This window comes from Phaeobacter sp. PT47_59, from assembly GCF_028890025.1.
GTDB lineage: Bacteria > Pseudomonadota > Alphaproteobacteria > Rhodobacterales > Rhodobacteraceae > Phycobacter.
Genome location: NZ_JARCJL010000016.1, coordinates 57,337 through 79,678 on the forward strand (window position 1 = coordinate 57,337; position 22,342 = coordinate 79,678).

Consider the following 22,342-nt stretch of genomic DNA (forward strand, 5'->3'; position numbering starts at 1 on the left):
TCTAAGGTGTATCGGGTTTAGGTTTCATGCTGCGTGTCGCTCTTCCAAGCCTGCCCAATATGCGTCGTCCGGCGTCTGCCGATCAAGCGCGGAATGGGGTCGGCTGGTGTTATAGAATGCCATCCAGCCCTTGATGACACGACGGGCCCGGAAGCCTTCATTGATTTCTTCGAGATAGATGGCCTCCTGCTTCAGGGATCGCCAGAGGCGTTCGATGAAGATGTTGTCGAGGTAACGCCCGCGCCCGTCCATCGAGATGCGCACGCCCGCCTCGGTCAGCGTCGTGATCCAGGCCGATCCGGTGAACTGCGATCCCTGATCTGTGTTCATGATCTCAGGCGGGCCGTACCTGGCGATGGCCTCGCTCAGTGCTTCGACGCAGAAGTCGGCGTGCATCGTGTTCGACAACCGCCAGCTCAGCACCTTGCGCGTCGCCCAGTCCATGATTGCCACCAGATAGAGGAAGCCATTTCTGACTGGCACAAAGGTGATATCGGCGCACCAGACCTGGTTCGGTCGGTCAATCACCATCTTCCTCAGCAGATACGGGAAGACCGGGTGCTGAGGATGCGGCTGGCTGGTTCGTGGGCGCTTGTAGACCGCTTCAAGACCCATCTTCGCCATCAATCGCCTGACGCGATGGCGGCCAACAACAATGCCTTCCCGGCGCAGATAGGCCGCGATCTGGCGCGACCCGAAGAATGGGTATTTGGTGAACACCCGGTCGATCTCTTTCATCATCGACAGCGTGTCGGCGTCGATCCCGGCGGGCGTGTAGTAGAACGCCGACCGGCTCAGGCTCACCAGCTTGCACTGCTGGCTGATGCTCAGCTTGGGGTGATCCCGGTTGATCATCGCGCGTTTCTTTCCAGGGCTCATCGCTTCAGCCCTTCCGACAAAAAATCGTTCTCGACCGCCAGCCTCCCGATCTTGGCGTGAAGTTCCTTTACTTCCGCCTCGGTCGGGCCGCTCTGCTTGCCACCCGAGAACACATCGGCCATGCCCTCGATGGCCTGCCGCTTCCATGTGCTGACCTGATTTGGGTGCAACTGATGCTTCGCCGCGATCTCCTGCACGGTCTTGTCGCCACGCAGCGCTTCCAACGCCACCTTGGCCTTAAACTGATCTGTAAAGTTCCGGCGCTTTGCCATGTTCGTATCCCTTCAAAGGTTCGGGAAACACCTTAGCTGACTGTCCGGTTTCCTGGGACCACTTCAGACCTCATCCGCTGACCTTCGTCTCTGGCCGCGGCTTTTCAAAATGCCATTCTTGAAGGCCAGATAGAAATTTGCACTCGGTCACACGCAAACGGGGCGAAAAACCTCTTTGATTACAGGCGGCAACCTCAAAGGTTGCTAGCTCACTGTTTGATTTTCCGAACCCACTTCCGCGAGCAAAATCTGCCGAATTGAGCTTTCAATTTTGACTTTTCCAAATGTTGAAGCATCTCGGAAAACTGACTTCGTTTCGCATTCGAAGCAAATCAAGTCATGCTGACGGCCGACAACTTTTAGACCAACTGAACTTTCCCCGACATGGACCACATAGACCTCGCATGCTAGGTTCGCGCCTGCTTTCACCGGCGCATGGAATTGTAGGTCCATAGAGACAAAAGGCATGGCCGTGTTTCTTTCCGTGAGTAGAAAAAGCCAGCCCCGGCCTGAAAGCAAATCGTCCCAGAAAGTCTCGATCGCTTCCAGCGCGAAATTCGTGATCCGGCCAGTAAAGGCGATTCCCAGCTGGTCACAGTCGCCAAAGAAAATCCTGCGTTCGAAGGCAAATCGTGGTTTAAATTCTGTTTCTGGTACATTCATTGCAGCGTTACGGGCTCAACATTTCTTTGTCTCTGGTGCGTGACAGCGATAGGAAGGAATAGTTTTCCGGTAATTATGCCATGCGCCGGAATTCGGCGGGGGTCGCGCCTGTCATTTTTCGAAAAGTTCGACTAAAATGACTCTGATCTGCAAAACCGCAGTCAAGCGCGACCACTTTCAGGGGGGCATTACCCTTTCTCAGCATCTCCTGGGCCTTCGATATTCGCTTGCGCAAAACATATGCATACGGTGCCAACCCAAACTCCGCCTTGAACTGACGCGAAAAGTGAAACTGGCTGAAACCGATAGATGCGGCCATGTCTTCCAGACTGAGGTTTTCACCTAAGCAGCTTTCAACGAGATCGATGATTCTCTGCCTTTGAGCAGGGCTGAAGTTCGAGTTTGCGTCGCTGGTCAAAGAGACCTTGGCGTACTGACGCAGAAGGTGAACGGCGATCTGGATGCGCAGGGCGTCGATGATCAATCTCTGGCCGATTCCACCGTTCTTTAGCTCATTCTCTAGCAATTGGATGCAGTTCAGGATACAGGGGTCCTTCGCAGACAGACAATCATTGATCTCAATGGACTTCGGGTCACGATCAAAGACCGAAAGGGCCGTGTTTTCGAGTTCACTGTGACTGAGATAGACGTGTCTAACCGTGATAGGCTCGGACCAACTCCAAGTGGATTCCTCTGCACGCGTGAGCAAGGAAATCCTACCTTTCTCTACGCGCGCGCTTTGCCATGGGCCGCCACTCGTGCGGCGCATAGTGGTTGGCGCGCCATCATATGCAACAATCATATAGTCGCGCATGGGGGGAATTGCCGCGTCTTGTCGCTCATAACGATAGCCCTTCAGGGTAATGCCGTTCCAGTTGCACCCGGAACTGTCCAACGTAGTCGTGCCGGGAATCCATTCGGGTATCCGGTCCGGTGATATGAGCAGTCTTTCCATCTTGGCCTCCCTGAACTTTTTCACGATCGTCCGCTTGAGCTGAAATTTCGGCTTAGGTCGTCTCGCGCATCCGCGGTTCTTCTCGAACGATATTCGCTTGAGTCAATCTATCGATTTCAGCTTCTGTCAGTCCAGCCTCGCTAAGCAACTCCCTACTATGCTGCCCGAAGCGAGGCGGTGCCGCGCGAACCGCTCCGGGGGTACGCGACAAGCGTGCTGGCACGCCGGTGCCGCGGTAGGTGCCAACTGATACCACCATGCCGCGATGTCGGGTGTGTGGATGCTCCAACGCTTCATTCACATTCCGAACGACTCCGGCGGGAATCCCAGCTTTCAAAAGCACCGGCTCAAGTTTGAAGGCGTCATGTTGCACCAGGCACTCTGACAAGACCTCTGTCATCTCTGACCGATGCGCAAGACGCGCGGCATTGTCGGCAAATCGTGGATCGCAGGGCACCTCAGGTAGGCCAAGCACGTCACAGAGTTTTGCGAACTGACCATTGTTACCGATAGCCAGATAGAGTTTGCCATTACTTGTTTCGAACATGTCGTATGGTACGATATTTGGATGCCCATTGCCGGTCGCCATTGGTATCTGTCCGGACATGAGGGAATTAGCCGCTTGGGGATGCATCATGCTGATCGCGCAATCATATAGCGGCACTTCGATGGCTTGGCCCAATCCGGACCGGCCCCGTTCCAAAAGTGCGGCGAGAATAGCGTTACAGGCGATCAGACCGGTGCCGATGTCCACGATGGGCGTACCCATGCGTGTCGGGCCTTCGGAGGGATTGCCGTTGATGCTCATGAGGCCCGTCATAGCTTGTACCACGGCGTCATAGCCGGGAAAACCGCCAAGTGGGCCATCGGAACCAAATCCAGTCACATGGCAGAGTACCAGTCTAGGAAAACGTGCCCTGAGAACATCAGCATAACCAAGCCCCCATTTTTCAAGAGTACCAGACTTAAAATTGTGAACTAAAACATCCGCATCCTGAAGAAACCGCAAAATCAGGTCGCGCCCTTCCGGTTGCTGCAGATCGATAGCGATGGACCGCTTGTTGCGGTTGGCGCCAGAGAAATAAGCGCTGAGTTCATCATTGAAAGGCGGGCCCCAACTGCGGGTCTCGTCGCCCAGAGGCGGCTCCACCTTGATGACCTCAGCGCCATGATCCGCAAGCATTTGGGTGCAGTAAGGCCCGCCCAGCACGCGGCTGAGGTCGACCACCTTGATCCCGTCCAATGAGCCAGCCATCAAAGCGCCTCCTGATAGAGGCGCGACACATCTTCGGCTGTCATGTCGCGCGGGTTGGTCTCCAGCAATCGCGTGATACCGGTCACGACCTCATTAGCCATTCCGGGAATGGCTGCCTCGGTCACTCCGACACCAGAAAGTCGAGACTCAAGTCCGCTTTCGACTAGCATCCGTTCCATCTCGTCGATCAGGCCATGGGCCGCAGCCGCATCAGAGTTGAAAGGCCGCGAGGGCAGTAGTAACCGCGATAGACGAGCATATTCAGCTTCTGCAACGGGCATGTTGAACCTCATCACTGGTCCTGCGACCAGAGCGTTTGCGTGCCCGTGAGGAACCTTGAAACCTGTTCCAAGTGGGTATGACAAGGCATGAATCGCCCCCACGCTGGCATTAATGAAGGCCATCCCAGCCAGTGTCGCCCCCAACAGCATGGCCTCTCGCGCTGACAGGTCCGAAGGCGTTTCCATGACGATTGGTAAGTTCTGACCGAGAAGCACCAGCGCTTTGTCCGCCATTCCATCGGAAATGGGATTCTTTCTGGTGCGACTGGTTACTGCCTCAATGGCGTGAACCATTGCGTCTAACGCCGTGGCCGCTGTGATGTGACGAGGCATTCCCAATGTTAGCTTTGCATCTAGCAAGGCAACGTCAGGCAGAAGCTGCGGTGCATATACCGCTTTTTTTTCGTGGCTTTCCGAAGTCAGCACGGACACCCATGTTACCTCTGATCCGGTCCCTGCCGTGGTTGGCACCTGGATCAGTGGCAAGCGTTTATCGGTGACCTGATTAATCCCGATCATGTCCGTAATCGGTTGATCGTTGGCTACCGCCGCTGCGATGACCTTGGCAGTGTCCAGTGAACTGCCGCCGCCAAGTCCGATGATTCCGTCAGCACCAAAGGCCCGCGCGACCTCTACCGCGGCCTCGACGACAGCGATCGGGGGGTCCGCTTCGACTTTATGAAAAATCTCAACCTCGATGCCAGCAGCCCTAAGTGAGGCGGCTGCCTCGTCCGCAAAACCACAGGCCAATATGCCCGGGTCCGTCACGACCAGCGCACGGGTGCAAGACAAATCTTGCATCAGGCTGCCGATCCGGCCAAGCCCACCGCTCTCGCAGACGATCCTCGGGGTGGAAAGGAAATTGAAGTCCATAGTTTGTCTTCGCTCCTGTTAAGCTGCTGCAGTGCGGATCATATTCCGCGCGATCAGTATTTGCTGAATCTGGGTTGTCCCCTCGTAGATGCGGAAGAGACGCACATCGCGATAGAAGCGCTCGACCGCATATTCGGCCATGTATCCTGCACCGCCGTGGATTTGCACTGCGCGATCGGCCACTCGACCTACCATCTCACTGGCAAACATCTTGCAGCAGGCAGCATCAGTCGACACGTTCTGACCAGCGTCCTTGCGGCGTGCTGTTTCTTCGATCATGCAACGCGCTGCGAAGGCCTCGGCGCGACTGTCAGCCAGCATGGCTTGGATCAGTTGCTTTTCAGCGATGGGTTCACCGAATTGTTTGCGTTCCATCGCATAGGATAGGCTGTCACGGATCAGCCGTTCGGCGGCGCCCACACAGACGGCAGAAATATGCAGTCGGCCCCGGTCAAGGACTTTCATTGCTGTCTTAAAGCCCTTGTTCAGACGGTCCGGCCCGCCGATAATGTTCGCGGCAGGCACGCGGACATTGTCAAGGATGACGTCGCATGTGTGCGAGCCCTTCTGCCCCATCTTCCTGTCAGGCTGGCCAAGCGTTATGCCTGGCGTCCCTGCCTCGACGAGAAAGGCGCTTACGCCGGCAGAACCTTCCGCCTCTGGATTGGTCCGGGCAAAAACCGTGAATAGATCGGCACGCGGTGCATTGGTAATGTAGCGTTTCGTGCCGTTCAGAAGGAAATCGTTACCGTCACGCCGCGCCGTAGTGCGCAGACTGCCAGCATCCGACCCAGCATCTGGCTCGGTTAGGGCGAAGGATGCGATCATATCTCCGGACGCGAGAGCTGGTAGATACTGCGCCTTCTGCTCGTCGGTTCCATCGATGATGATTCCCTGAGAGCCGATCCCGTTGTTGGTGCCAACTAGCGACCGGAACGCAGGCGAAGCCTGGCCAAGAACGAAAGCGGCTTGCACTTCCTCTATCATCGACAAGCCGAGCCCGCCGAAATCTTCCGGGATCGACATGCCGAAAAGGCCCATCATGCGGATTTCATCGACCAGCATCGGCGGAATCACATCCTCGTCGGCGACGCGATCCTCGTAAGGGATTAGTCGCTCTTTCACGAAGCGGTCGAGCGCGTCGAGAAACTGGGAAAGGGTATCTTTATCAAGGGCCATGATGCTCTCTATTGTTCAGGGTGCGACCGCCGCAACGCGGCGGACAAGATCGACAAGGCGGTGCGCGACGTCGCTTTCGATCCAGTCGCGCGTAAGGGTTTGCGAAGGGCCACCGCAGTTGAAGGCAATAATGGGTGAGCCGTCCTTCGGCACGAAGGGCACCGCTACAGCGTTCACATCACGTTTCCACTCCGTGAAGGACGTGCAGTAACCGTGCTGTTGGTAGTCTGCGATAGCTGCTTCGATTCCGGGCTGCACATTCGGCCAGTTGTCGCCTTCATGTTCCTCCACAAGGGCCAGAATTCTGGCCCGCTCATCCGGGTCGTGCGCCGCTATGCAGGCGCGACCAACCGCGGTCGTGGCCAGTTTAATATGGGCACCAACCTCGATCGCCAGCGTGACGGCATTAGTGCCCTTGCACCGCTCCAGATAGACCATCGATAGCCGGTCACGACTGGCCATGGCCACCGGCATGCCTGTGTAATCAGCCAGCTCCTGCATAAAGGGCTTCGCCAGTTGCCGCAGCGGAATCCCTGCAAGGCAGGAGAAACCCAACGAAAGCACTGGAGGGGCCAGTCGATAACGTGCTGTATCCGGGTCGTAGCTGAGGTATTCCAGCTTGTTCAGTGTATAGGCCAGCCGGGAGACCGTCGATCTGCTCAGGCCAGTGCGCTCGGCCAACTCACCGTTCCCCAGAGCCTCCCCTTCCCGCCGAAAGGCCCGCAACAGCTCCAAGCCGCGCGCCAACGCCGTGACAAAATCGCGATCCTGTTTCTCGGCATCCTTGGTGCGGTCTTTCCTTGGTCTCACGATATCCCTCCTCGGAAAGAATTATGCGTCTTGAAACACACCTAAACGATCGATAACGTCCGAGTCAATACTGCGGTAAACTTTCCCGCTATGCGGAAAATTAAGGTCGTCCACCTAGTCCCATTCGTGCCGGATCCTGCGGATGACACAACTAAGCGAGGGCATAATGCCATGAAAGAAATGAATTATCCGACCATCCAGCACCTCATCGGACGAGACTGGATCGCTTCTCCCACGCCAGAGGATCGTGCAGTCATAAACCCTGCAAACGGGCAAACTATCGGACAGATTCCGCAGGCTAGCGCCGCAGATCTAGACCATGCGGTTCACTCGGCCGAATCAGCTTTTCGCCGATGGAAAAACAGCTCTCCCATGGAACGAAGTGCGATTTTGCGGCGGTTTGCCGACCTGCTGCGCCAAAATGACAGACTGATCGCTGGCTGGATCACTCTCGATGAAGGCAAGCCGCTGGCTGAGGCTTTGGCTGAGGTCCGCGCCTCGGCTGACCACGTTGACTGGCACGCCGAGGAATGTCGGCGCATTTATGGGCGCATCATTCCATCACGCAGCCCGCGGGTACAGCAGCTTGTCGTGCGCGAACCGATAGGCGTCTGCCTTGCCATCACGCCTTGGAATTTTCCGCTGAGCCAAGCGGTACGCAAGGTCGCGGCGGCGCTTGCGTCAGGTTGCACGATGATCTTAAAAGCCCCGGCAGAGGCTCCGGCGGGTTGCATGGCAATTGCTCGCTATCTGCTGGATGCAGGATTGCCCGAAGGCTGTCTGAACCTTGTCTGGGGTAATGCGGCCTTCATTTCGGAAACTCTAATTGCGCGCCCCGAGGTGCGCAAAATCACCTTCACCGGTTCGGTCGAGGTGGGCAAGCATCTGGCAGAATTGGCTGGCCGCCATATGAAGCGGGCGACGATGGAGCTCGGCGGTCACGCGCCCGTATTGGTGTTCGACGACACCGATGCCACGGCCGCGGCGCGCGCCTTGGCGGTCAACAAGCTGCGCAATGCAGGCCAGGTGTGCATCGCCCCAACCCGGTTTTACGTACAACAAGGCATCTACGATCGATTTCTGTCCGAACTAGTTTCAGCATTTGAGAGCGTAAAGGTGGGCGCTGGTTTAGCCGAAGGCACGCAGATGGGACCATTGTGTCATCGCGGACGCGTGAATGCGATGGAAAAGCTCGTCGAGGATGCCCGCGAAAACGGCGCACGGGTGTTGACGGGAGGCAAAAGGCTTGGAAATCATGGTAACTTCTATGCCCCGACAATCGTCGATACGCCCAACGACGACATTGACTTGATGCGCGAAGAACCCTTCGGCCCGATTGCTGTCGTCTCGTCTTTTCGTGACATAGAGGACGGACTGTCGCGGGCCAACGGGCTACCCTTCGGGCTGGCGTCCTATGTCTTTACCAATTCGTTAGAGCGTGCAGATAAAGCAGCTGCGGGTTTGCAGGCAGGTATGGTAAGCATCAACCAGTTCGGCCTCGCTCTGCCCGAGACTCCGTTTGGAGGCGTGAGAGACAGCGGCTATGGGACTGAAGGCGGGACGGAAACCTTCGAAGGCTATCTCATTACCAAATTTATCTCGCGCAATCGCGCGCCAGTGCTGTGAGGATGCCCATGCCTGTTGAATTAAGCTTCTCAAATGACGCAGCAATTCTGACCATAGACAATTCGCCGCTTAACCTAATCAACGCGGAGGTTCGGGCTGGAATACAACACTGTATCTTCAAAGTCCTCGAAACTGGGGCTACCAGGCTGATTATCACCGGCACAGGAACGACCTTCGTCGCGGGCGCGGATGCGAAGGAATTCGGTAAGTTGCCTGTTGATCCACAACTAAATGATGTGCTGATGCAACTTGCACACCTCCCGATTCCTACTATCGCAGCAATCAACGGGGCTGCGCTTGGTGGGGGACTAGAGATTGCTCTGGCTTGCTGCTATCGCATCGCCTCAACTTCTGCCAAACTGGGCTTGCCAGAGGTAAACTTGGGGATCGTGCCTGGCGCAGGGGGAACCCAAAGACTGCCGCGACTTATCGGTATTGAAGCTGCGCTTGACATGATTGTCACCGGGAAGGCTGTTTCCGCCGAGCAGGCACTGAAAATGGGACTGATCCAGCTGCTAGCCGATGACCCGCTTGGCGCGGCCATAGCTCTCGATGACGATGTACTTGAGGCGGCACAGGCACCCGACAATCTTCCTTCACCAAAGCCAAACCACGTCGCAGCGGAAGTCGCCCGAGCGCATGTAGCGCGGCGTATGCCTGGCCAGAATGCCCCGCAGGTTGCGGTGAACCTAGTCGCGACCAGTGCGACGACGCCGCTGCACGACGCACTAGCCAGCGAGCGCTCTGCGTTTTTGGACCTTCGTACCTCGGATCAGGCGCGGGCCCTTAGGCACGTTTTCTTCACCGAGCGTACCGCAACCAACAAGGGGCGCGCCTACCCCCGACCTTCCCGAGATGCTGAAACCGCCATCGTGGTCGGTGGTGGCAATATGGGCGCAGCTATTGCGTACACGCTGGCGACCGCAGGGATCTCGGTGACTGTCGTCGAACGTAGTGCCTCGTCCGCCGAGTGGGCCAGTAAAAACCTGCAAAAGCTGATTGATCAGGGTATCAGTCGCGGTATTCTGTCCGTCGATGCGGCAAAGACGGTTGAAGACCGGCTGGTTACGGTCTCAGGCTATGACGCTCTGCCACCAACCGATCTAGCAATCGAGGCGGCCTTCGAGGATTTTGCGGTTAAGACCGCGATCCTGACCGAACTCGAAGGCGCACTGCCACCCGAGACCATCATTGCCACAAACACATCCTATCTCGATGTAAATCGGCTCTCTGATGGGTTGAAACACCCGGCACGCTTTGTAGGGATGCATTTCTTCAGTCCTGCGCATATTATGAAACTTCTGGAAGTCGTCAGGAGCGACCGAACGTCAGACGGAACATTAGGTGCAGCACTTGTGCTGGCGCACAGGCTTGGTAAAATCCCGGTACTGTCTGGTGTTTGCGATGGCTTCATCGGAAACCGAATTTTGTCGAGCTACCGTCGCGCCGCTAATCGCCTTCTGGTGGAGGGGGCTAATGTCGACGAGATCGACGCGGCTATGCGCGGATTCGGTATGGCGATGGGTCCATATGCTGCACAGGACATGTCGGGGCTGGACATCGCCTACGCGAATATCCGTCGCAAGGCAGTTGCCGAAGGGAACTGCTGTGGTCACGTGCCCTTGGTCGAGCGGCTGGTCGAAAAGCACAAACGCCTAGGACGCAAATCGGGCGCCGGATGGTACGACTATGGGCCAGACGGCAAACCCTCACATTCGGAGCTGGTCGCTAGCGAAATACTCCGTGTCTCAGAAGAAATGAACTTCACTCGCCGCGAGTTCTCAGCTGACGAAATCGTAGAAAGGCTCTTGCTCACAATGGTGGCGGAAGCCTGCGATATCCTTGACGAAGGCGTAGCAGAAAAACCGCAAGACATCGACCTAGTAATGATTCACGGCTACGGATTTCCCCGCTGGCGGGGAGGCCTGATGCACCACGCCAAAAATATCGGCAAGGATCGGTTGACCGCGCTCTTCAGCGCGCATGTCAAAGAGGATCCTTGCGGCTGGAGGGTGCCTCGTTATTTAGAAAGAGTTTTCGCGACCGGGGAGGAACATGTCAGCATGTTTCCCACGATCACCGGCAGATAAGTTGTCTTTCTGTGGTAGAGGGAGTCTGTTTTGCAAATGGGGTGATGGCCGTGGTTGCCCTTTCCCCGGATAAACTTATCCCACAGCTTCCGTAACGGGTATGCCGAGTGCAGTGTATCCGTTCAGGACGGCGATGCGGACTGGGAGTGCCGCGACCTGACGGTCAAAGTCCCGCGCTATAAGGCGATGCCCCAGCGACATGACACAGTTCATTTTCGTCTCGACACTGCTTCGGCGGTGGTATCCGCTCCATCGTCGCCAGAGCGCGCGAGCCAGGCACTTCGCCGCGCGCAGGGCCTCGTTTCGCGCCACGGCTCCGGCGGTGATGGTCTTCCATGGCTTTGCGTTCTTGCGTGGCGGGATAACGGCGTGGGCACCACGGTCAGCAATTGCGTCGTGGCATTTCCGTGTGTCGTAGGCACCGTCAGCCATGACACTGCCGATCTAGGGGTCTGCTCCGGCTGAGTGCAGAATGACACCCTAAGTGCCCAGCACGCGTTTCCCGTAGTCGCGCAGATTGCCTTTGGGATCGACGTATCGATACAGAGTTACAGGCTTCACGCCCAGTTCACGGCACAGCTCAGAAACGGACGTGTCCCTGTTCGCCATAGCTGCCTGCGCCATCCGGACCTGGGCTTTGGTGAGTGCGAACTTTCGACCACCTTTGCGACCACGCGCGCGGGCAGCCTGCAACCCTGCCATGGTGCGTTCCCGGATCAACTCGCTTTCAAATTCGGCGAGCGCGGCAAAGATCCCAAATGACAGCCGACCGGCTGCGGTGGTCGTGTCGATCTGTGCTCCCTGGCCTGTGAGCACCTTCAGGCCAACACCCCGCTCTGACAGTAAGGTCGTCGTTTTCACCAGATGATTCAGACTGCGGCCCATTCTGTCCAGTTTCCAGATCACCAGGACATCGCCTTCGCGTAGAGCCTTCAGGCACGCTTCGAGACCCGGGCGGTCGTTTTTCTTACCTGAGGCCTGATCGGAATAGATCTGCTCTTCATCTACACCCGCAGCGATCAAAGCGTCCCTTTGCAAGTCAAGGGACTGGCTGCCATCGGCCTTGGAGACGCGTGCATATCCGATCAGCATGTTTCACAAACGAACGTTTGAGATGTGCGGAGGAAACCCCAGCTTTCGGGCATGGCATGTATTCCTTAATCCATTACACAATCATCGATAAGCAATCCCCAAAGAGAAAGCAAAAGAAACATGGCGCATCGCACCATACTGACCGAGCGCCAGCGTGCGGCGCTTTTTGACCTGCCGACTGACGAAGCGGTTATGCTGCGGCATTACACGCTGGCAGACGACGATATCGAACACATCAACGAACGGCGGCGGCCAGAGAACAAGATCGGCTTTGCATTGCAGCTCTGCGCGTTGCGGTATCCTGGGCGGCTATTGTCATCCGACGAGGTTATTCCAGAAAAGATACTGCGCTTCATCGCCGCTCAGTTGGGGTTGAGTGCAGGCGATGTCCTGCCATATGCCGCACGCCGCCAAACCCGCCAGCAGCATTTGCACAACCTTCGTGTGGTTTACGGCTTCAAGATGTTCTCAGGCCAAGGCGCCCGCAGTCTCAAAGCGTGGCTTGAATGCGAAGCCGAAACCGCCCGTTCCAGCGAAGATCTAGCTCGCCGCTTTGTTGAAGAGTGCCGCCGGACGCATACGATCCTGCCCGGTGTCTCGGTTATCGAACGGCTTTGTGCAGATGCGCTGGTATCGGCGGAACGCCGGATTGAAAGCCGGATCGCCAACAGGATCGACGATGGAACGAAAGAACGCCTGGATGCGCTGTTGACCGAGATTGCAGATGGCAATGTCACCCGGTTTATCTGGCTTCGCCGTTTCGAGGTGGGCAGCAACTCGGCGGGAGCATCGCGGCTTCTGGATCGGTTGGAGTTTCTGCAGGGCATAAGCCTCTCACCGGACATTTTGGTCGACGTACCACCACACCGTGTCACCCGTCTTCGCCGCCAAGGCGAGCGCTACTTTGCCGACGGTTTGCGAGACATTACCAGCGATCGGCGTCTGGCAATCCTCGCTGTCTGCGCGGTGGAATGGACGGCGGCCATTGCCGACGCCGTAATCGAGACCCACGACCGGATTGTTGGCAAGACCTGGCGGGATGCGAAAAGGCTGTCCGATGCACGTATCGCGGACGCCCGATCTTCGCTGCGCGAGACCTTGCGCTCCTTCAAGGATTTGGGCGCTGCCTTGCTGGTGGCAAAGGCGGATGGCGCATCTCTTGAAGCGGCCATTGACGTTACGTGCGGTTGGTCTCACCTCGAATGCATGGTGACAACAGCTGCAGAGTTGACTGACACGATGGCGGCTGATGCCCTGACTCATGTCGTTCACGGGTACCATCGGTTCCGGCGGTATGGCCCTAGAATGCTGCGGGCGCTCGACATCGGTGCGGCGCCGGTGGCGGCCCCTTTGATACAAGCTACAAAGGTCATCGCCGATGATCAAACCAATGCGCCCCGTCAGGTTGGCTTCCTGCGCCGAACCTCGAAATGGCATCGCCACCTCAATGTTCAAGACCCAAAAGACAATCGGCTATGGGAGGTCGCCGTTCTGTTCCAGGTGCGTGAAGCCTTCCGATCTGGCGATATCTGGCTCTCCCATTCCCGACGTTACGCCGATCTGAAACAAGCGCTTGTGCCAATAGAAGCGGCAAAGGCGTCGCCACGCCTGACGATGCCGTTCGAGCCTGAGGTCTGGCTCGATGATCGCAAGGCCAAATTGACAGAATCCATGGAGCGTTTGGCCAAGGCCGCCCGGAGCGGAGCTATCCCAGGCGGTTCCATCGAGAACGGTATTCTCAAGGTTGATCGCTTGTCGGCGGAGACCCCAGCGGATGCTGACGGCATGGTGCTTGATCTCTATGGCCGTCTGCCTTCAGTTCGGATCACCGATCTTCTGCAGGAAATCGATGATGATATCGCGTTCACCGAAACCTTCACACACCTGCGTACCGGCGCGCCCTGTAAGGATCGCATCGGGCTTCTGAACGTGCTGCTGGCCGAGGGATTGAACCTCGGCCTCAGCAAAATGGCTGAGGCGACCAGTTCCCACGATTATTTCCAACTTTCGCGTCTGTCCCGTTGGCATGTTGAAAGCGATGCCATCAATCAGGCGCTCGCCACGGTGATCGAGGCACAGGCCAAATTGCCGATGGCGCAGTTCTGGGGCGGCGGCATAAGCGCATCAAGCGACGGTCAGTTCTTTCCGACAACGCGGCATGGCGAGGCGATGAATCTTATCAACGCGAAATATGGGCAAGAGCCTGGCTTGAAGGCCTATACCCACGTCTCCGATCAGTTCGGGCCGCTCGCAACTCAGAACATCCCGGCAACAGTCAACGAGGCTCCGTACATTCTGGACGGGTTGCTGATGAATGAGGCGGGGCGAAAAATCAAAGAGCAATATGCCGACACCGGCGGCTTCACGGATCATGTCTTTGCCGCGACAGCGCTCCTGTCTTATCGATTTGTTCCCCGCATTCGCGACTTGCCGTCAAAACGGCTCTATCTCTTCGATCCCGTGGCTGCGCCGAAGGAAGTCCGCCGACTGGTCGGCGGAAAGATCAGAGAAACGCTAATTACTGAAAACTGGCCGGACATCTTGCGCGCCGTCGCTACCATGGCGGCGGGTGTTATGCCGCCCAGTCAGTTGTTGAGGAAGTTTGCATCATATCCACGTCAGCACGAGTTGGCTCTTGCTCTGCGAGAGATCGGTCGCATCGAGCGCACTCTGTTCATAGTTGACTGGCTGCTTGACGCCGATCTGCAGCGACGGGCTCAGATCGGTTTGAACAAAGGTGAGGCCCACCACGCGTTGAAAAACGCTCTACGCATCGGGCGCCAGGGTGAAATCAGAGACCGAACCTCTGAAGGACAGCACTACCGCATGGCCGGGCTGAACCTGCTGGCAGCGATCATCATCTATTGGAACACCAAGCATCTTGGCCACGCTGTTGCGGCCAGAAAGCGAGCCGGTCTCGACTGTTCGCCAGACCTTCTGGCGCATATCTCGCCGCTCGGATGGGCTCATATCCTGCTCACAGGCGAATACAGGTGGAAAAGCAGGTGACGTCCGGTCTTAGGGTGTCATTCTGCACTCAGCCGGAGCAGACCCCATCTACTGGTCCGCCGGGATCTGGTTGAGGAGGTCGGGTAAAACCCATGCATCGCCGATGTGGCTCCCTGTGACCTCGTCACTGCGCGAACCTCCAGTGTTTCCTCGTCAACCCCGAGATGGATCTCGGTCCAGACGCGCCGTTTGGGTCCACCATGCTTGCGGGCGTGCCACTCGCCTTCGCCCGCGACTTTGATACGCGTGCTGACAGCAGGTGCAGCGGCCCCTTGGAGCCGCGATTCGAGATGTTCACGGCCAGGGTCTTCTGACGCCGGGACAGGGTGCTGAAGTCGGGCACAGTCCGGACGAGACCAACCAGCTGCAGCAGGCTCTAGACGAACCCAGTCGTCTACCGGAGCGCCATGCCGAATAACACCTTCATGGAAAGGCAGGTCTGGCTGGAGGCATCGCTGTAGGTCTGCTGCCGGCCACGACTGCCTATCGGCGCGGCCTCCCAGCTCATTTCGGGGTCGAACCAGATTGCCAGAGCGCCCCGGCGCTTGAGCGCTTCATTGTAGGCTCGCAAGTTCCTGGTGTTGTAGGTCGGGGGTGCAGTCTGCTCATGCACCCCGGCTACCAAGCCGGGTTCATAAGATGGATCCCGCACGGAATTTGTTCAACAGAGCCTAGTAGCAGGCATATCTGCCTCACGACAGGCTGAGCAAGATCATACAATTTCCAAAGCAGGTATGTTCAATACACGGTGCATTCTTCGCCCTTACTCTGAGATCATTGGCGTACGCCTCAGACCGTTTGACGCCTCCGAGATTGGCGACGTCAGGTGGTGGCTTTGCCAAATGTTACTCTTGGGAGGATAAATATGGAAATCAGTAGAGAAGCGGATACGCTGCGGGCGCTTTATCAGAATTGGACCGATCAGATGGTCGAGAACCCAGACCTGACGATCGCGAACTTGCGCAGCATGTTCGATGAATGGGGGCAGCCTGCTCTAGAGCCGGAAAACGTTAGCTACAAAAGCGATCATATCGGAGGAGTCGAGGCTATCTGGGCACTGCCTGTCGGGGCCGATACCTCGCGTGTAATTGTTTACACTCATGGTGGCGGCTTTGCCGTCGGCTCAGCCGATAGTCATCGGAAAATGGCAGGGCACCTCGCTAAGGTGCTTGGGGTTACGTCGGTGATCCTGCACTATCGACGCGCACCCGAGCACCCATTTCCGGCGCAGATCGAAGATGCGGTAGCCGCGTACACAGCATTGCTGGATAAGGGCTTCAAGGCAAGAAATATTCTGACCGCTGGCGACAGTGCTGGCGGCAATCTTGCCATCGCCAGCGTGCTGAAATTTCGCGAACTTGGGCTGCCACTGCCCGGAGCGGTCATCGCATATTCGCCCTGGCTAGACATGGCGATGCGCGGGGAAACACTGGAAACCAACGCGGAAACCGATGCGCTAGTCGGGAAACCGATTCTCGAAGCGATGGCGGGAATGTTCCTCGGTGAAGGCACTGATCAGCTAAATCCGTTGGCCAACCCTCTGGAGAACGATTTCACCGGTTACCCGCCGCTTTATATCAATGCCGGAGGGGCTGAGACGCTTAGGAGCGATGCCGAGCGGTTGCACGAAAAGGCCAAGGCACAGGGCGTAAATGTGACCCTGTCTATCGTCGAAGGCATGCAGCATGTCTTTCCCGCGCTTTCGGGACGCGCGCCCGAGGCGAACGAGGAACTTGGTCGCATCGCCGCATGGTATCAGGCCCTCTGACACCTGTACTCGCACTGCATTGCGGTGCGGTGCGGTGCGGTGCGAGAGAAACCCCTACGACACATTCATCTGCCATCTCACCCGCAAACTGCGGGGCGGAGCAGTCTTACTCTGGGAGGAGTGACATGAACATTCAGACTGAGATTACTAAAACATCCGGAGCGGATTACGACGCAGTCGTCATTGGCGCGGGCTTCGGCGGGCTTTACGCCGTCCACAAACTTCGCAACGAGCAGGGACTGAACGTCCGGGGCTATGACAGCGCCAGTGACGTTGGCGGCACCTGGTGGTGGAACCGATATCCCGGTGCGCTGTCGGACACGGAAAGCTATGTCTACCGCTATTCTTTTGACAAAGAGTTGCTTCAAAAAGGCCGCTGGAAAACGCGGTATCTGACCCAGCCCGAGATCCTCGAATACATGAACGAGGTGGCGGATCATCTCGATCTCCGACGCAGCTACAAGTTCGACACCAAGGTGGACGGCGCGCACTATAATGAAAAAACCGGTCTCTGGAACGTGATCACTGATAGTGGTGAGACAGTTACCGCCAAATACCTTGTCACTGGCCTCGGTCTCTTGTCCGCAACGAATGTTCCAAAATTCAAGGGCATCGATGATTTCAAAGGCCGTATCTTACACACAGGTGCCTGGCCCGACGGCGTGGACTTGAGCAACAAACGCGTGGGCATTATTGGCACTGGCTCGACCGGTGTGCAGGTTATTACAGCAACGGCACCAGTTGCAAAACACCTGACTGTTTTTCAGCGCTCTGCACAATATGTCGTGCCGATTGGGAACACCCCGCAAGACGATGCTACCATCGCAGAGCAAAAGGCAAACTACGATAGTATCTGGAATCAAGTGAAGAATTCTGTTGTGGCCTTCGGCTTCGAAGAAAGCGTCAAGCCCGCCGAAACCGCCTCCCCCGAAGAACGGGAGCGGGTCTTCGAAGCCGCCTGGCAGCGCGGCGGTGGTTTCTATTTCATGTTTGGCACCTTTTGCGATATTGCGACCAGCCAAGTGGCCAATGATGCGGCCGCTGACTTCATCAAGGGCAAAATCAAGAAAATCGTGAAGGACCCCAAGGTCGCAGAGAAACTGACGCCGAAGGACCTTTACGCCAAGCGCCCGCTTTGCGGAAACAACTATTACGAGGTCTACAACCGAGACAACGTGACCCTCGCCGACGTTAAGGCCGATCCGATCGCAGAGTTCACTCCGAACGGCATACGTCTCGAAAGCGGCGAGGAGCATGAGCTTGACATCGTAATCTTTGCCACTGGCTTCGATGCGGTCGACGGCAATTACGTCAAAATGGACCTCCGCGGACGCGGAGGCGTGACCATGCGCGACACTTGGAAGGAAGGCCCGCTCGGTTACCTCGGCATGATGGAGGTCGACTTCCCGAACTTCTTCATGATCCTTGGCCCTAATGGCCCCTTCACCAACCTGCCCCCCAGCATTGAGACGCAAGTCGAATGGATCGCTGACACGATTTGCACGGTGGAAGAAGAGGGGGTTCGAAATGTGGAGCCAACCGTGGAAGCGCGCGATGCTTGGGTTCGCACCTGTCGTGAAATCGCCGACATGACACTCTTCCCCAAAGCTGAAAGCTGGATCTTCGGCGCAAATATCCCCGGAAAGAAGAATGCAGTAATGTTCTACATGGCCGGGATTGGCAATTACCGAAATGCCATTAATGCAGTGAAGGAGGAAGGTTATACATCCCTGATCCGCAACCGCACTGCCGAGAAGGTGTAAAGAATTCCGCCGGGCATCAAGAATCCCCGGCGGAACCAATTAAATTTGTTCATGAAAACTAGGGAGAGAGATTTGGGAAGGGTATTCGGAAAAGTCGCACTGGTAACAGGTGGAGCGATGGGCATGGGAAAAGCCCATTGTGAAACGCTGGCACGTGAAGGTGCGCATGTATTTGTAACCGACCGTGACACGGAAGCGGCTGAAAGCGTAGTGAAAGGTATCATTGAAGCCGGAGGGAAGGCGGAATTCATTCAACATGACGTGACGCTTGAAGAAGATTGGAAGAATGTCATCTCTACGGTGCAATCAAGTGCTGGTCGGCTTGATGTGCTAGTGAACAACGCTGGCATTCTCATTCTTAAGCCGCTCCACGAAACCTCGCCTGACGAATTTGACATGACGTTCAACGTCAATGTACGCGGTATTTATCTCGGCATCCGAGCCGCGGTTCCATTGATGAAAGAGGCCGAAAAGGCATCTATTATCAATATTTCTTCAATCTATGGGATTGTTGGAGCCGCTTCGGCGGGAGCCTACATTGGATCCAAAGGCGCCGTACGGATGTTGACGAAATCCTGCGCAGTCGACCTGGCTGAAAGTGGCATACGCGTGAATTCGATCCATCCCGGTGTCATCGATACTCCCATGACAAAAGATCTGCTACACGCCGACGAAGTTACCCGGCAGGCAATTCTGGGGGCGACGCTGCTCAAGCGACCAAGCAAACCTGAAGAGGTTTCGAATGCGGTCCTGTTCCTCGCATCGGATGAGTCATCGTTCGTTCACGGAGCAGAGATTGTAGTAGATGGCGGTTATACTGCGAATTGACAGGGACCCATCCCGAGTAACGGCTCGGAATCCGGGCCGTTACCACCATTGCAAATTTTGAAAACGATAAAAGCCAATGAAAATAATTGCTCCTATAAAACGCCTAATTGACCACAACGTGAAGGTTCGCGTTAAGGCGGACGGGAGCGGAGTTGATCTCGCGAATGTGAAGATGTCGATGAACCCGTTCGACGAGATTGCGGTCGAAGAGGCGATCCGGCTGAAGGAAGCGGGCAAGGCGGACGAGGTTGTCGTCGTCTCGATCGGCGTGAAGCAGGCGCAGGAAACGCTGCGCACGGCGCTGGCGATGGGCGCGGACCGGGCGATCCTGGTTGTGGCCGCCGATGACGTGCACCAGGACATCGAGCCGCTGGCGGTGGCCAAGATCCTGAAGGCCGTGATCGACGCCGAGGCGCCGGGCCTGGTGATCGCGGGCAAGCAGGCGATCGACAATGACATGAACGCCACCGGCCAGATGCTGGCGGCGCTGCTGGGCTGGGGCCAGGCGACCTATGCCTCCGAGGTCGGGATCGAAGGCGATCATGCCGTCGTGACCCGCGAAGTGGATGGCGGGTTGCAGACGATCAAGGTCAAGCTGCCGGCGATCGTCACCGCCGATTTGCGCCTGAACGAGCCGCGCTATGCCTCGCTGCCCAACATCATGAAGGCCAAGAAGAAGCCGCTGGATGAGAAGACCGCCGCCGATTACGGCGTCGATGTCACCCCGCGCCTGGAGATTGTGAAAACCGCCGAGCCCGCCGCACGGTCGGCAGGCGAGATGGTCGGCTCGGTCGACGAGCTGGTGTCGAAACTGAAAGAAAAGGGGATCGTGTAATGGCTGTTCTTCTCCTTGCAGAAATCGCCGGTGGCGCGCTGGCGCTGGACGCCACCGCCAAGGCGGTGACCTCTGCCAAATCGCTGGGCGATGTGACCGTTCTGGTTGCGGGCCCTGCTGCTGCGGGTCAGGCCGCGTCGCAGATCGACGGCGTGGCGAAGGTTGTGGTCGCGGATGACGCGGCCTACGCCAACGGCCTGGCCGAGCCGGTCGCCGATCTGGTGGTCAGCCTGGCAGGCAATTATGAACATATCGTTGCTCCCTCCACGGCAAGCGCGAAAAACATCCTGCCGCGCGTTGCGGCGCTGCTGGATGTGATGGTTCTGTCGGACGTGACGGCCATCCTGGACGGGTCCACGTTCGAGCGCCCGATCTACGCGGGCAACGCGATGCAGACGGTAAAGTCCAACGATTCCAAGAAGTTACTGACCGTCCGCACCACCGCCTTCGACGCGGCTGGCCAGGGTGGCTCGGCCGCCGTCGAGGCCATCGCAGCAGCCGGCAACGCGGGCCTGAGCGCCTGGGTCGAGGACAAGGTCGCGGCGTCGGATCGTCCGGAACTGACCTCGGCCAAGGTCGTGGTCTCGGGCGGGCGCGGCGTCGGTTCCGAGGAAAATTTCGCGATTATTGAAGCACTTGCGGACAAACTGGGTGCTGCCGTCGGCGCCTCGCGCGCGGCTGTGGACTCTGGGTTCGCACCGAACGACTGGCAGGTCGGCCAGACCGGCAAGGTCGTGGCGCCCGAGCTGTATATCGCGGTCGGGATTTCCGGGGCAATTCAACACCTTGCGGGGATGAAGGACAGTAAGGTCATCGTCGCCATCAACAAGGACGAAGAGGCCCCCATCTTCCAAATCGCCGATTACGGCCTCGTCGCAGACCTCTTCGACGCAGTCCCGGACCTGACAAAGGCACTCAAAGAATGACAAACGTCTATATCTGCGATTACATCCGCACACCAATCGGTCGCTATGGCGGCGCGCTTTCTTCTGTGCGAGCCGACGATCTTGGCGCAATCCCACTCAGGGCCTTGGCCAGCCGAAACCCGGGGCTAGATCTAGCGACCATTGACGAAGTGATTTTTGGCTGCGCCAACCAAGCGGGAGAGGACAACCGTAATGTTGCTCGCATGTCGCTTCTACTAGCTGGATTTCCGGATTGTGTACCGGGGACAACAATGAATCGGTTGTGCGGGTCGGGCATGGATGCGATAATCACGGCCGCCCGCGCTATCAAATCAGGAGAGGCCGATCTCATTGTCGCAGGTGGTGTGGAAAGCATGTCGCGTGCTCCGTTTGTGATGCCAAAAGCTACAACAGTATTCTCGCGCGAGAATAGTGTGGAAGACACCACCATCGGCTGGCGCTTCGTCAATAGACTGATGAAGAGCCAATACGGCGTCGACAGTATGCCTGAAACGGCCGAAAACGTGGCTGAAGTCTTCGGCATCAACCGCGCCGACCAAGATGCTTTCGCCCTACATTCCCAGCAAAAGGCGAGCGTTGCTATGGCGAACGGTCGTTTGGCCCGTGAAATTGTCCCGGTAGAGATTCCTCAGCGAAAGGGGGAGCCAAAGATCGTCGTACAGGATGAACACCCTCGCGCGAGTACGACTTTGGAAGCGCTCGCCCAACTGAAAACTTTCGTAAAAGCGGATGGCACGGTAACCGCAGGGAATTCTTCAGGCGTGAACGATGGTGCCGCAGCATTGATCCTTGCCACCAGCGACGTCGCAAAAAAATTTGGCCTCACGCCGGTCGCAAGGGTCTTGGGCGGCGCAACCGCCGGCGTTGCACCGCGCATCATGGGTTTCGGGCCGGCACCGGCGTCGAAAAAGCTGATGGCGCGACTTGGACTGAAACAAGAAGACTTCTCGGTGATCGAACTTAACGAAGCCTTTGCTTCGCAGGGTCTGGCCACACTACGGCACCTGGGGATCGCGGATGATGATGCCCGCGTGAACCCAAACGGCGGCGCTATTGCTCTCGGCCATCCGCTTGGCATGTCGGGTGCCCGCATCACCGGCTCAGCGATGCTGGACCTCAAACCTGGAGAAAAGTCGTTGTCGACCATGTGTATTGGCGTGGGACAGGGAATTGCAATCGCACTCGAAGCTGTCTGAGGTGCCGTGACAGCCTAAAAATTACCATAATCATGATTACGC

The 22,342-nt window shown here is 57.2% G+C and carries 17 protein-coding genes and 2 pseudogenes; 9 read left to right on the top strand and 10 right to left on the bottom strand.

Annotated elements, in window-relative coordinates:
• Positions 1–24: 24 nt before the first annotated feature.
• The 7 genes from PXK01_RS14765 to PXK01_RS14795 all read right to left on the bottom strand — a co-directional run bounded on the left by PXK01_RS14765 (position 25) and on the right by PXK01_RS14795 (position 7,167).
• Positions 25–1,151, bottom strand: a protein-coding gene (locus PXK01_RS14765) for an IS3 family transposase (RefSeq protein WP_197918801.1) whose coding sequence is annotated in 2 segments (ribosomal slippage) — positions 25–881 and positions 881–1,151 — 1,128 coding nt in all. Because the reading frame shifts where the segments join, the coding sequence is not laid out codon by codon here.
• Positions 1,152–1,355: 204 nt separating this feature from the next.
• Entirely contained in the window at positions 1,356–1,814 is a 459-nt protein-coding gene (locus PXK01_RS14770; RefSeq protein WP_007120589.1) for an acyl-CoA thioesterase, read from the bottom strand.
• Between the two features lie 73 nt (positions 1,815–1,887).
• A complete protein-coding gene (locus PXK01_RS14775) occupies positions 1,888–2,769 on the bottom strand; it encodes a helix-turn-helix domain-containing protein (RefSeq protein ID WP_232272173.1) in 882 nt (293 codons plus the stop codon).
• Between the two features lie 52 nt (positions 2,770–2,821).
• Entirely contained in the window at positions 2,822–4,024 is a 1,203-nt protein-coding gene (locus tag PXK01_RS14780) for a CaiB/BaiF CoA transferase family protein (RefSeq protein ID WP_007120591.1), read from the bottom strand.
• On the bottom strand, positions 4,024–5,178 hold the full coding sequence (locus PXK01_RS14785; RefSeq protein ID WP_007120592.1) for an iron-containing alcohol dehydrogenase: 1,155 nt from the start codon (positions 5,176–5,178) through the stop codon (positions 4,024–4,026). The genes PXK01_RS14780 and PXK01_RS14785 overlap by 1 nt, the downstream gene beginning before the upstream one ends.
• Positions 5,179–5,196: 18 nt before the next feature.
• A complete protein-coding gene (locus PXK01_RS14790) occupies positions 5,197–6,357 on the bottom strand; it encodes an acyl-CoA dehydrogenase family protein (protein ID WP_007120593.1) in 1,161 nt (386 codons plus the stop codon).
• A 15-nt stretch (positions 6,358–6,372) separates the two neighbouring features.
• Positions 6,373–7,167, bottom strand: a complete 795-nt coding sequence (locus PXK01_RS14795) for an IclR family transcriptional regulator (protein ID WP_007120594.1) — start codon at positions 7,165–7,167, stop codon at positions 6,373–6,375.
• Between the two features lie 171 nt (positions 7,168–7,338).
• On the opposite strand from PXK01_RS14795, the gene PXK01_RS14800 reads away from it, so the two are divergent.
• Together PXK01_RS14800 and PXK01_RS14805 are read left to right on the top strand one after the other, a co-directional pair.
• The gene (locus PXK01_RS14800) at positions 7,339–8,793 is read left to right on the top strand and encodes an NAD-dependent succinate-semialdehyde dehydrogenase (protein WP_232272174.1); all 1,455 of its coding nucleotides are present in this window, start codon (positions 7,339–7,341) and stop codon (positions 8,791–8,793) included.
• A gap of 8 nt (positions 8,794–8,801) precedes the next feature.
• Positions 8,802–10,883 carry an FAD-dependent oxidoreductase gene (locus tag PXK01_RS14805; RefSeq protein WP_197918802.1) on the top strand — a complete coding sequence of 694 codons (2,082 nt, stop codon included), beginning with the start codon at positions 8,802–8,804 and terminating at the stop codon, positions 10,881–10,883.
• Positions 10,884–10,958: 75 nt separating this feature from the next.
• On the opposite strand, the pseudogene PXK01_RS14810 reads toward PXK01_RS14805, so the two are convergent.
• Both PXK01_RS14810 and PXK01_RS14815 read right to left on the bottom strand, forming a co-directional pair.
• Positions 10,959–11,327 (bottom strand): annotated as a pseudogene (locus tag PXK01_RS14810) (transposase); the annotation flags it as partial.
• A 36-nt stretch (positions 11,328–11,363) separates the two neighbouring features.
• Positions 11,364–11,975 carry a recombinase family protein gene (locus PXK01_RS14815; protein ID WP_274860683.1) on the bottom strand — a complete coding sequence of 204 codons (612 nt, stop codon included), beginning with the start codon at positions 11,973–11,975 and terminating at the stop codon, positions 11,364–11,366.
• Between the two features lie 120 nt (positions 11,976–12,095).
• Here PXK01_RS14815 and PXK01_RS14820 point away from each other — a divergent pair, with 120 nt between their 5' ends.
• Positions 12,096–14,984: a Tn3 family transposase gene (locus PXK01_RS14820; RefSeq protein WP_274860684.1), complete on the top strand. Its 2,889-nt coding sequence runs from the start codon at positions 12,096–12,098 to the stop codon at positions 14,982–14,984.
• 51 nt (positions 14,985–15,035) lie between these two features.
• On the opposite strand, the pseudogene PXK01_RS14825 reads toward PXK01_RS14820, so the two are convergent.
• A pseudogene (locus tag PXK01_RS14825) lies at positions 15,036–15,597 on the bottom strand (IS5 family transposase); the annotation flags it as partial.
• Between the two features lie 252 nt (positions 15,598–15,849).
• Between PXK01_RS14825 and PXK01_RS14830 the strand changes: the two are divergent.
• The 6 genes from PXK01_RS14830 (at position 15,850) to pcaF (ending at position 22,300) form a co-directional block, all read left to right on the top strand.
• A complete protein-coding gene (locus tag PXK01_RS14830; protein ID WP_009827026.1) occupies positions 15,850–16,752 on the top strand; it encodes an alpha/beta hydrolase in 903 nt (300 codons plus the stop codon).
• Between the two features lie 125 nt (positions 16,753–16,877).
• Positions 16,878–18,515, top strand: a complete 1,638-nt coding sequence (locus tag PXK01_RS14835; protein WP_009827025.1) for a flavin-containing monooxygenase — start codon at positions 16,878–16,880, stop codon at positions 18,513–18,515.
• A 51-nt stretch (positions 18,516–18,566) separates the two neighbouring features.
• Positions 18,567–19,343, top strand: a complete 777-nt coding sequence (locus PXK01_RS14840) for an SDR family NAD(P)-dependent oxidoreductase (RefSeq protein WP_009827024.1) — start codon at positions 18,567–18,569, stop codon at positions 19,341–19,343.
• Between the two features lie 76 nt (positions 19,344–19,419).
• Positions 19,420–20,178: an electron transfer flavoprotein subunit beta/FixA family protein gene (locus PXK01_RS14845; RefSeq protein ID WP_009827023.1), complete on the top strand. Its 759-nt coding sequence runs from the start codon at positions 19,420–19,422 to the stop codon at positions 20,176–20,178.
• Positions 20,178–21,104 carry an FAD-binding protein gene (locus PXK01_RS14850; RefSeq protein ID WP_274860685.1) on the top strand — a complete coding sequence of 309 codons (927 nt, stop codon included), beginning with the start codon at positions 20,178–20,180 and terminating at the stop codon, positions 21,102–21,104. Before PXK01_RS14845 ends, PXK01_RS14850 begins: the two co-directional genes overlap by 1 nt.
• On the top strand, positions 21,101–22,300 hold the full coding sequence (gene pcaF / locus PXK01_RS14855) for a 3-oxoadipyl-CoA thiolase (RefSeq protein WP_007120599.1): 1,200 nt from the start codon (positions 21,101–21,103) through the stop codon (positions 22,298–22,300). The genes PXK01_RS14850 and pcaF overlap by 4 nt, the downstream gene beginning before the upstream one ends.
• The last annotated feature ends 42 nt before the right edge of the window (positions 22,301–22,342 follow it).

Bases quoted from the DNA above. Each gene is read 5' to 3' on its own strand.
- PXK01_RS14770 (WP_007120589.1), bottom strand. From the start codon at position 1,814: ATGAATGTACCAGAAACAGAATTTAAACCACGATTTGCCTTCGAACGC.
- PXK01_RS14775 (WP_232272173.1), bottom strand. From the start codon at position 2,769: ATGGAAAGACTGCTCATATCACCGGACCGGATACCCGAATGGATTCCC.
- PXK01_RS14780 (WP_007120591.1), bottom strand. From the start codon at position 4,024: ATGGCTGGCTCATTGGACGGGATCAAGGTGGTCGACCTCAGCCGCGTG.
- PXK01_RS14785 (WP_007120592.1), bottom strand. From the start codon at position 5,178: ATGGACTTCAATTTCCTTTCCACCCCGAGGATCGTCTGCGAGAGCGGT.
- PXK01_RS14790 (WP_007120593.1), bottom strand. From the start codon at position 6,357: ATGGCCCTTGATAAAGATACCCTTTCCCAGTTTCTCGACGCGCTCGAC.
- PXK01_RS14800 (WP_232272174.1), top strand. From the start codon at position 7,339: ATGAAAGAAATGAATTATCCGACCATCCAGCACCTCATCGGACGAGAC.
- PXK01_RS14805 (WP_197918802.1), top strand. From the start codon at position 8,802: ATGCCTGTTGAATTAAGCTTCTCAAATGACGCAGCAATTCTGACCATA.
- PXK01_RS14815 (WP_274860683.1), bottom strand. From the start codon at position 11,975: ATGCTGATCGGATATGCACGCGTCTCCAAGGCCGATGGCAGCCAGTCC.
- PXK01_RS14820 (WP_274860684.1), top strand. From the start codon at position 12,096: ATGGCGCATCGCACCATACTGACCGAGCGCCAGCGTGCGGCGCTTTTT.
- PXK01_RS14830 (WP_009827026.1), top strand. From the start codon at position 15,850: ATGGAAATCAGTAGAGAAGCGGATACGCTGCGGGCGCTTTATCAGAAT.
- PXK01_RS14835 (WP_009827025.1), top strand. From the start codon at position 16,878: ATGAACATTCAGACTGAGATTACTAAAACATCCGGAGCGGATTACGAC.
- PXK01_RS14840 (WP_009827024.1), top strand. From the start codon at position 18,567: ATGAAAACTAGGGAGAGAGATTTGGGAAGGGTATTCGGAAAAGTCGCA.
- PXK01_RS14845 (WP_009827023.1), top strand. From the start codon at position 19,420: ATGAAAATAATTGCTCCTATAAAACGCCTAATTGACCACAACGTGAAG.
- PXK01_RS14850 (WP_274860685.1), top strand. From the start codon at position 20,178: ATGGCTGTTCTTCTCCTTGCAGAAATCGCCGGTGGCGCGCTGGCGCTG.
- pcaF (WP_007120599.1), top strand. From the start codon at position 21,101: ATGACAAACGTCTATATCTGCGATTACATCCGCACACCAATCGGTCGC.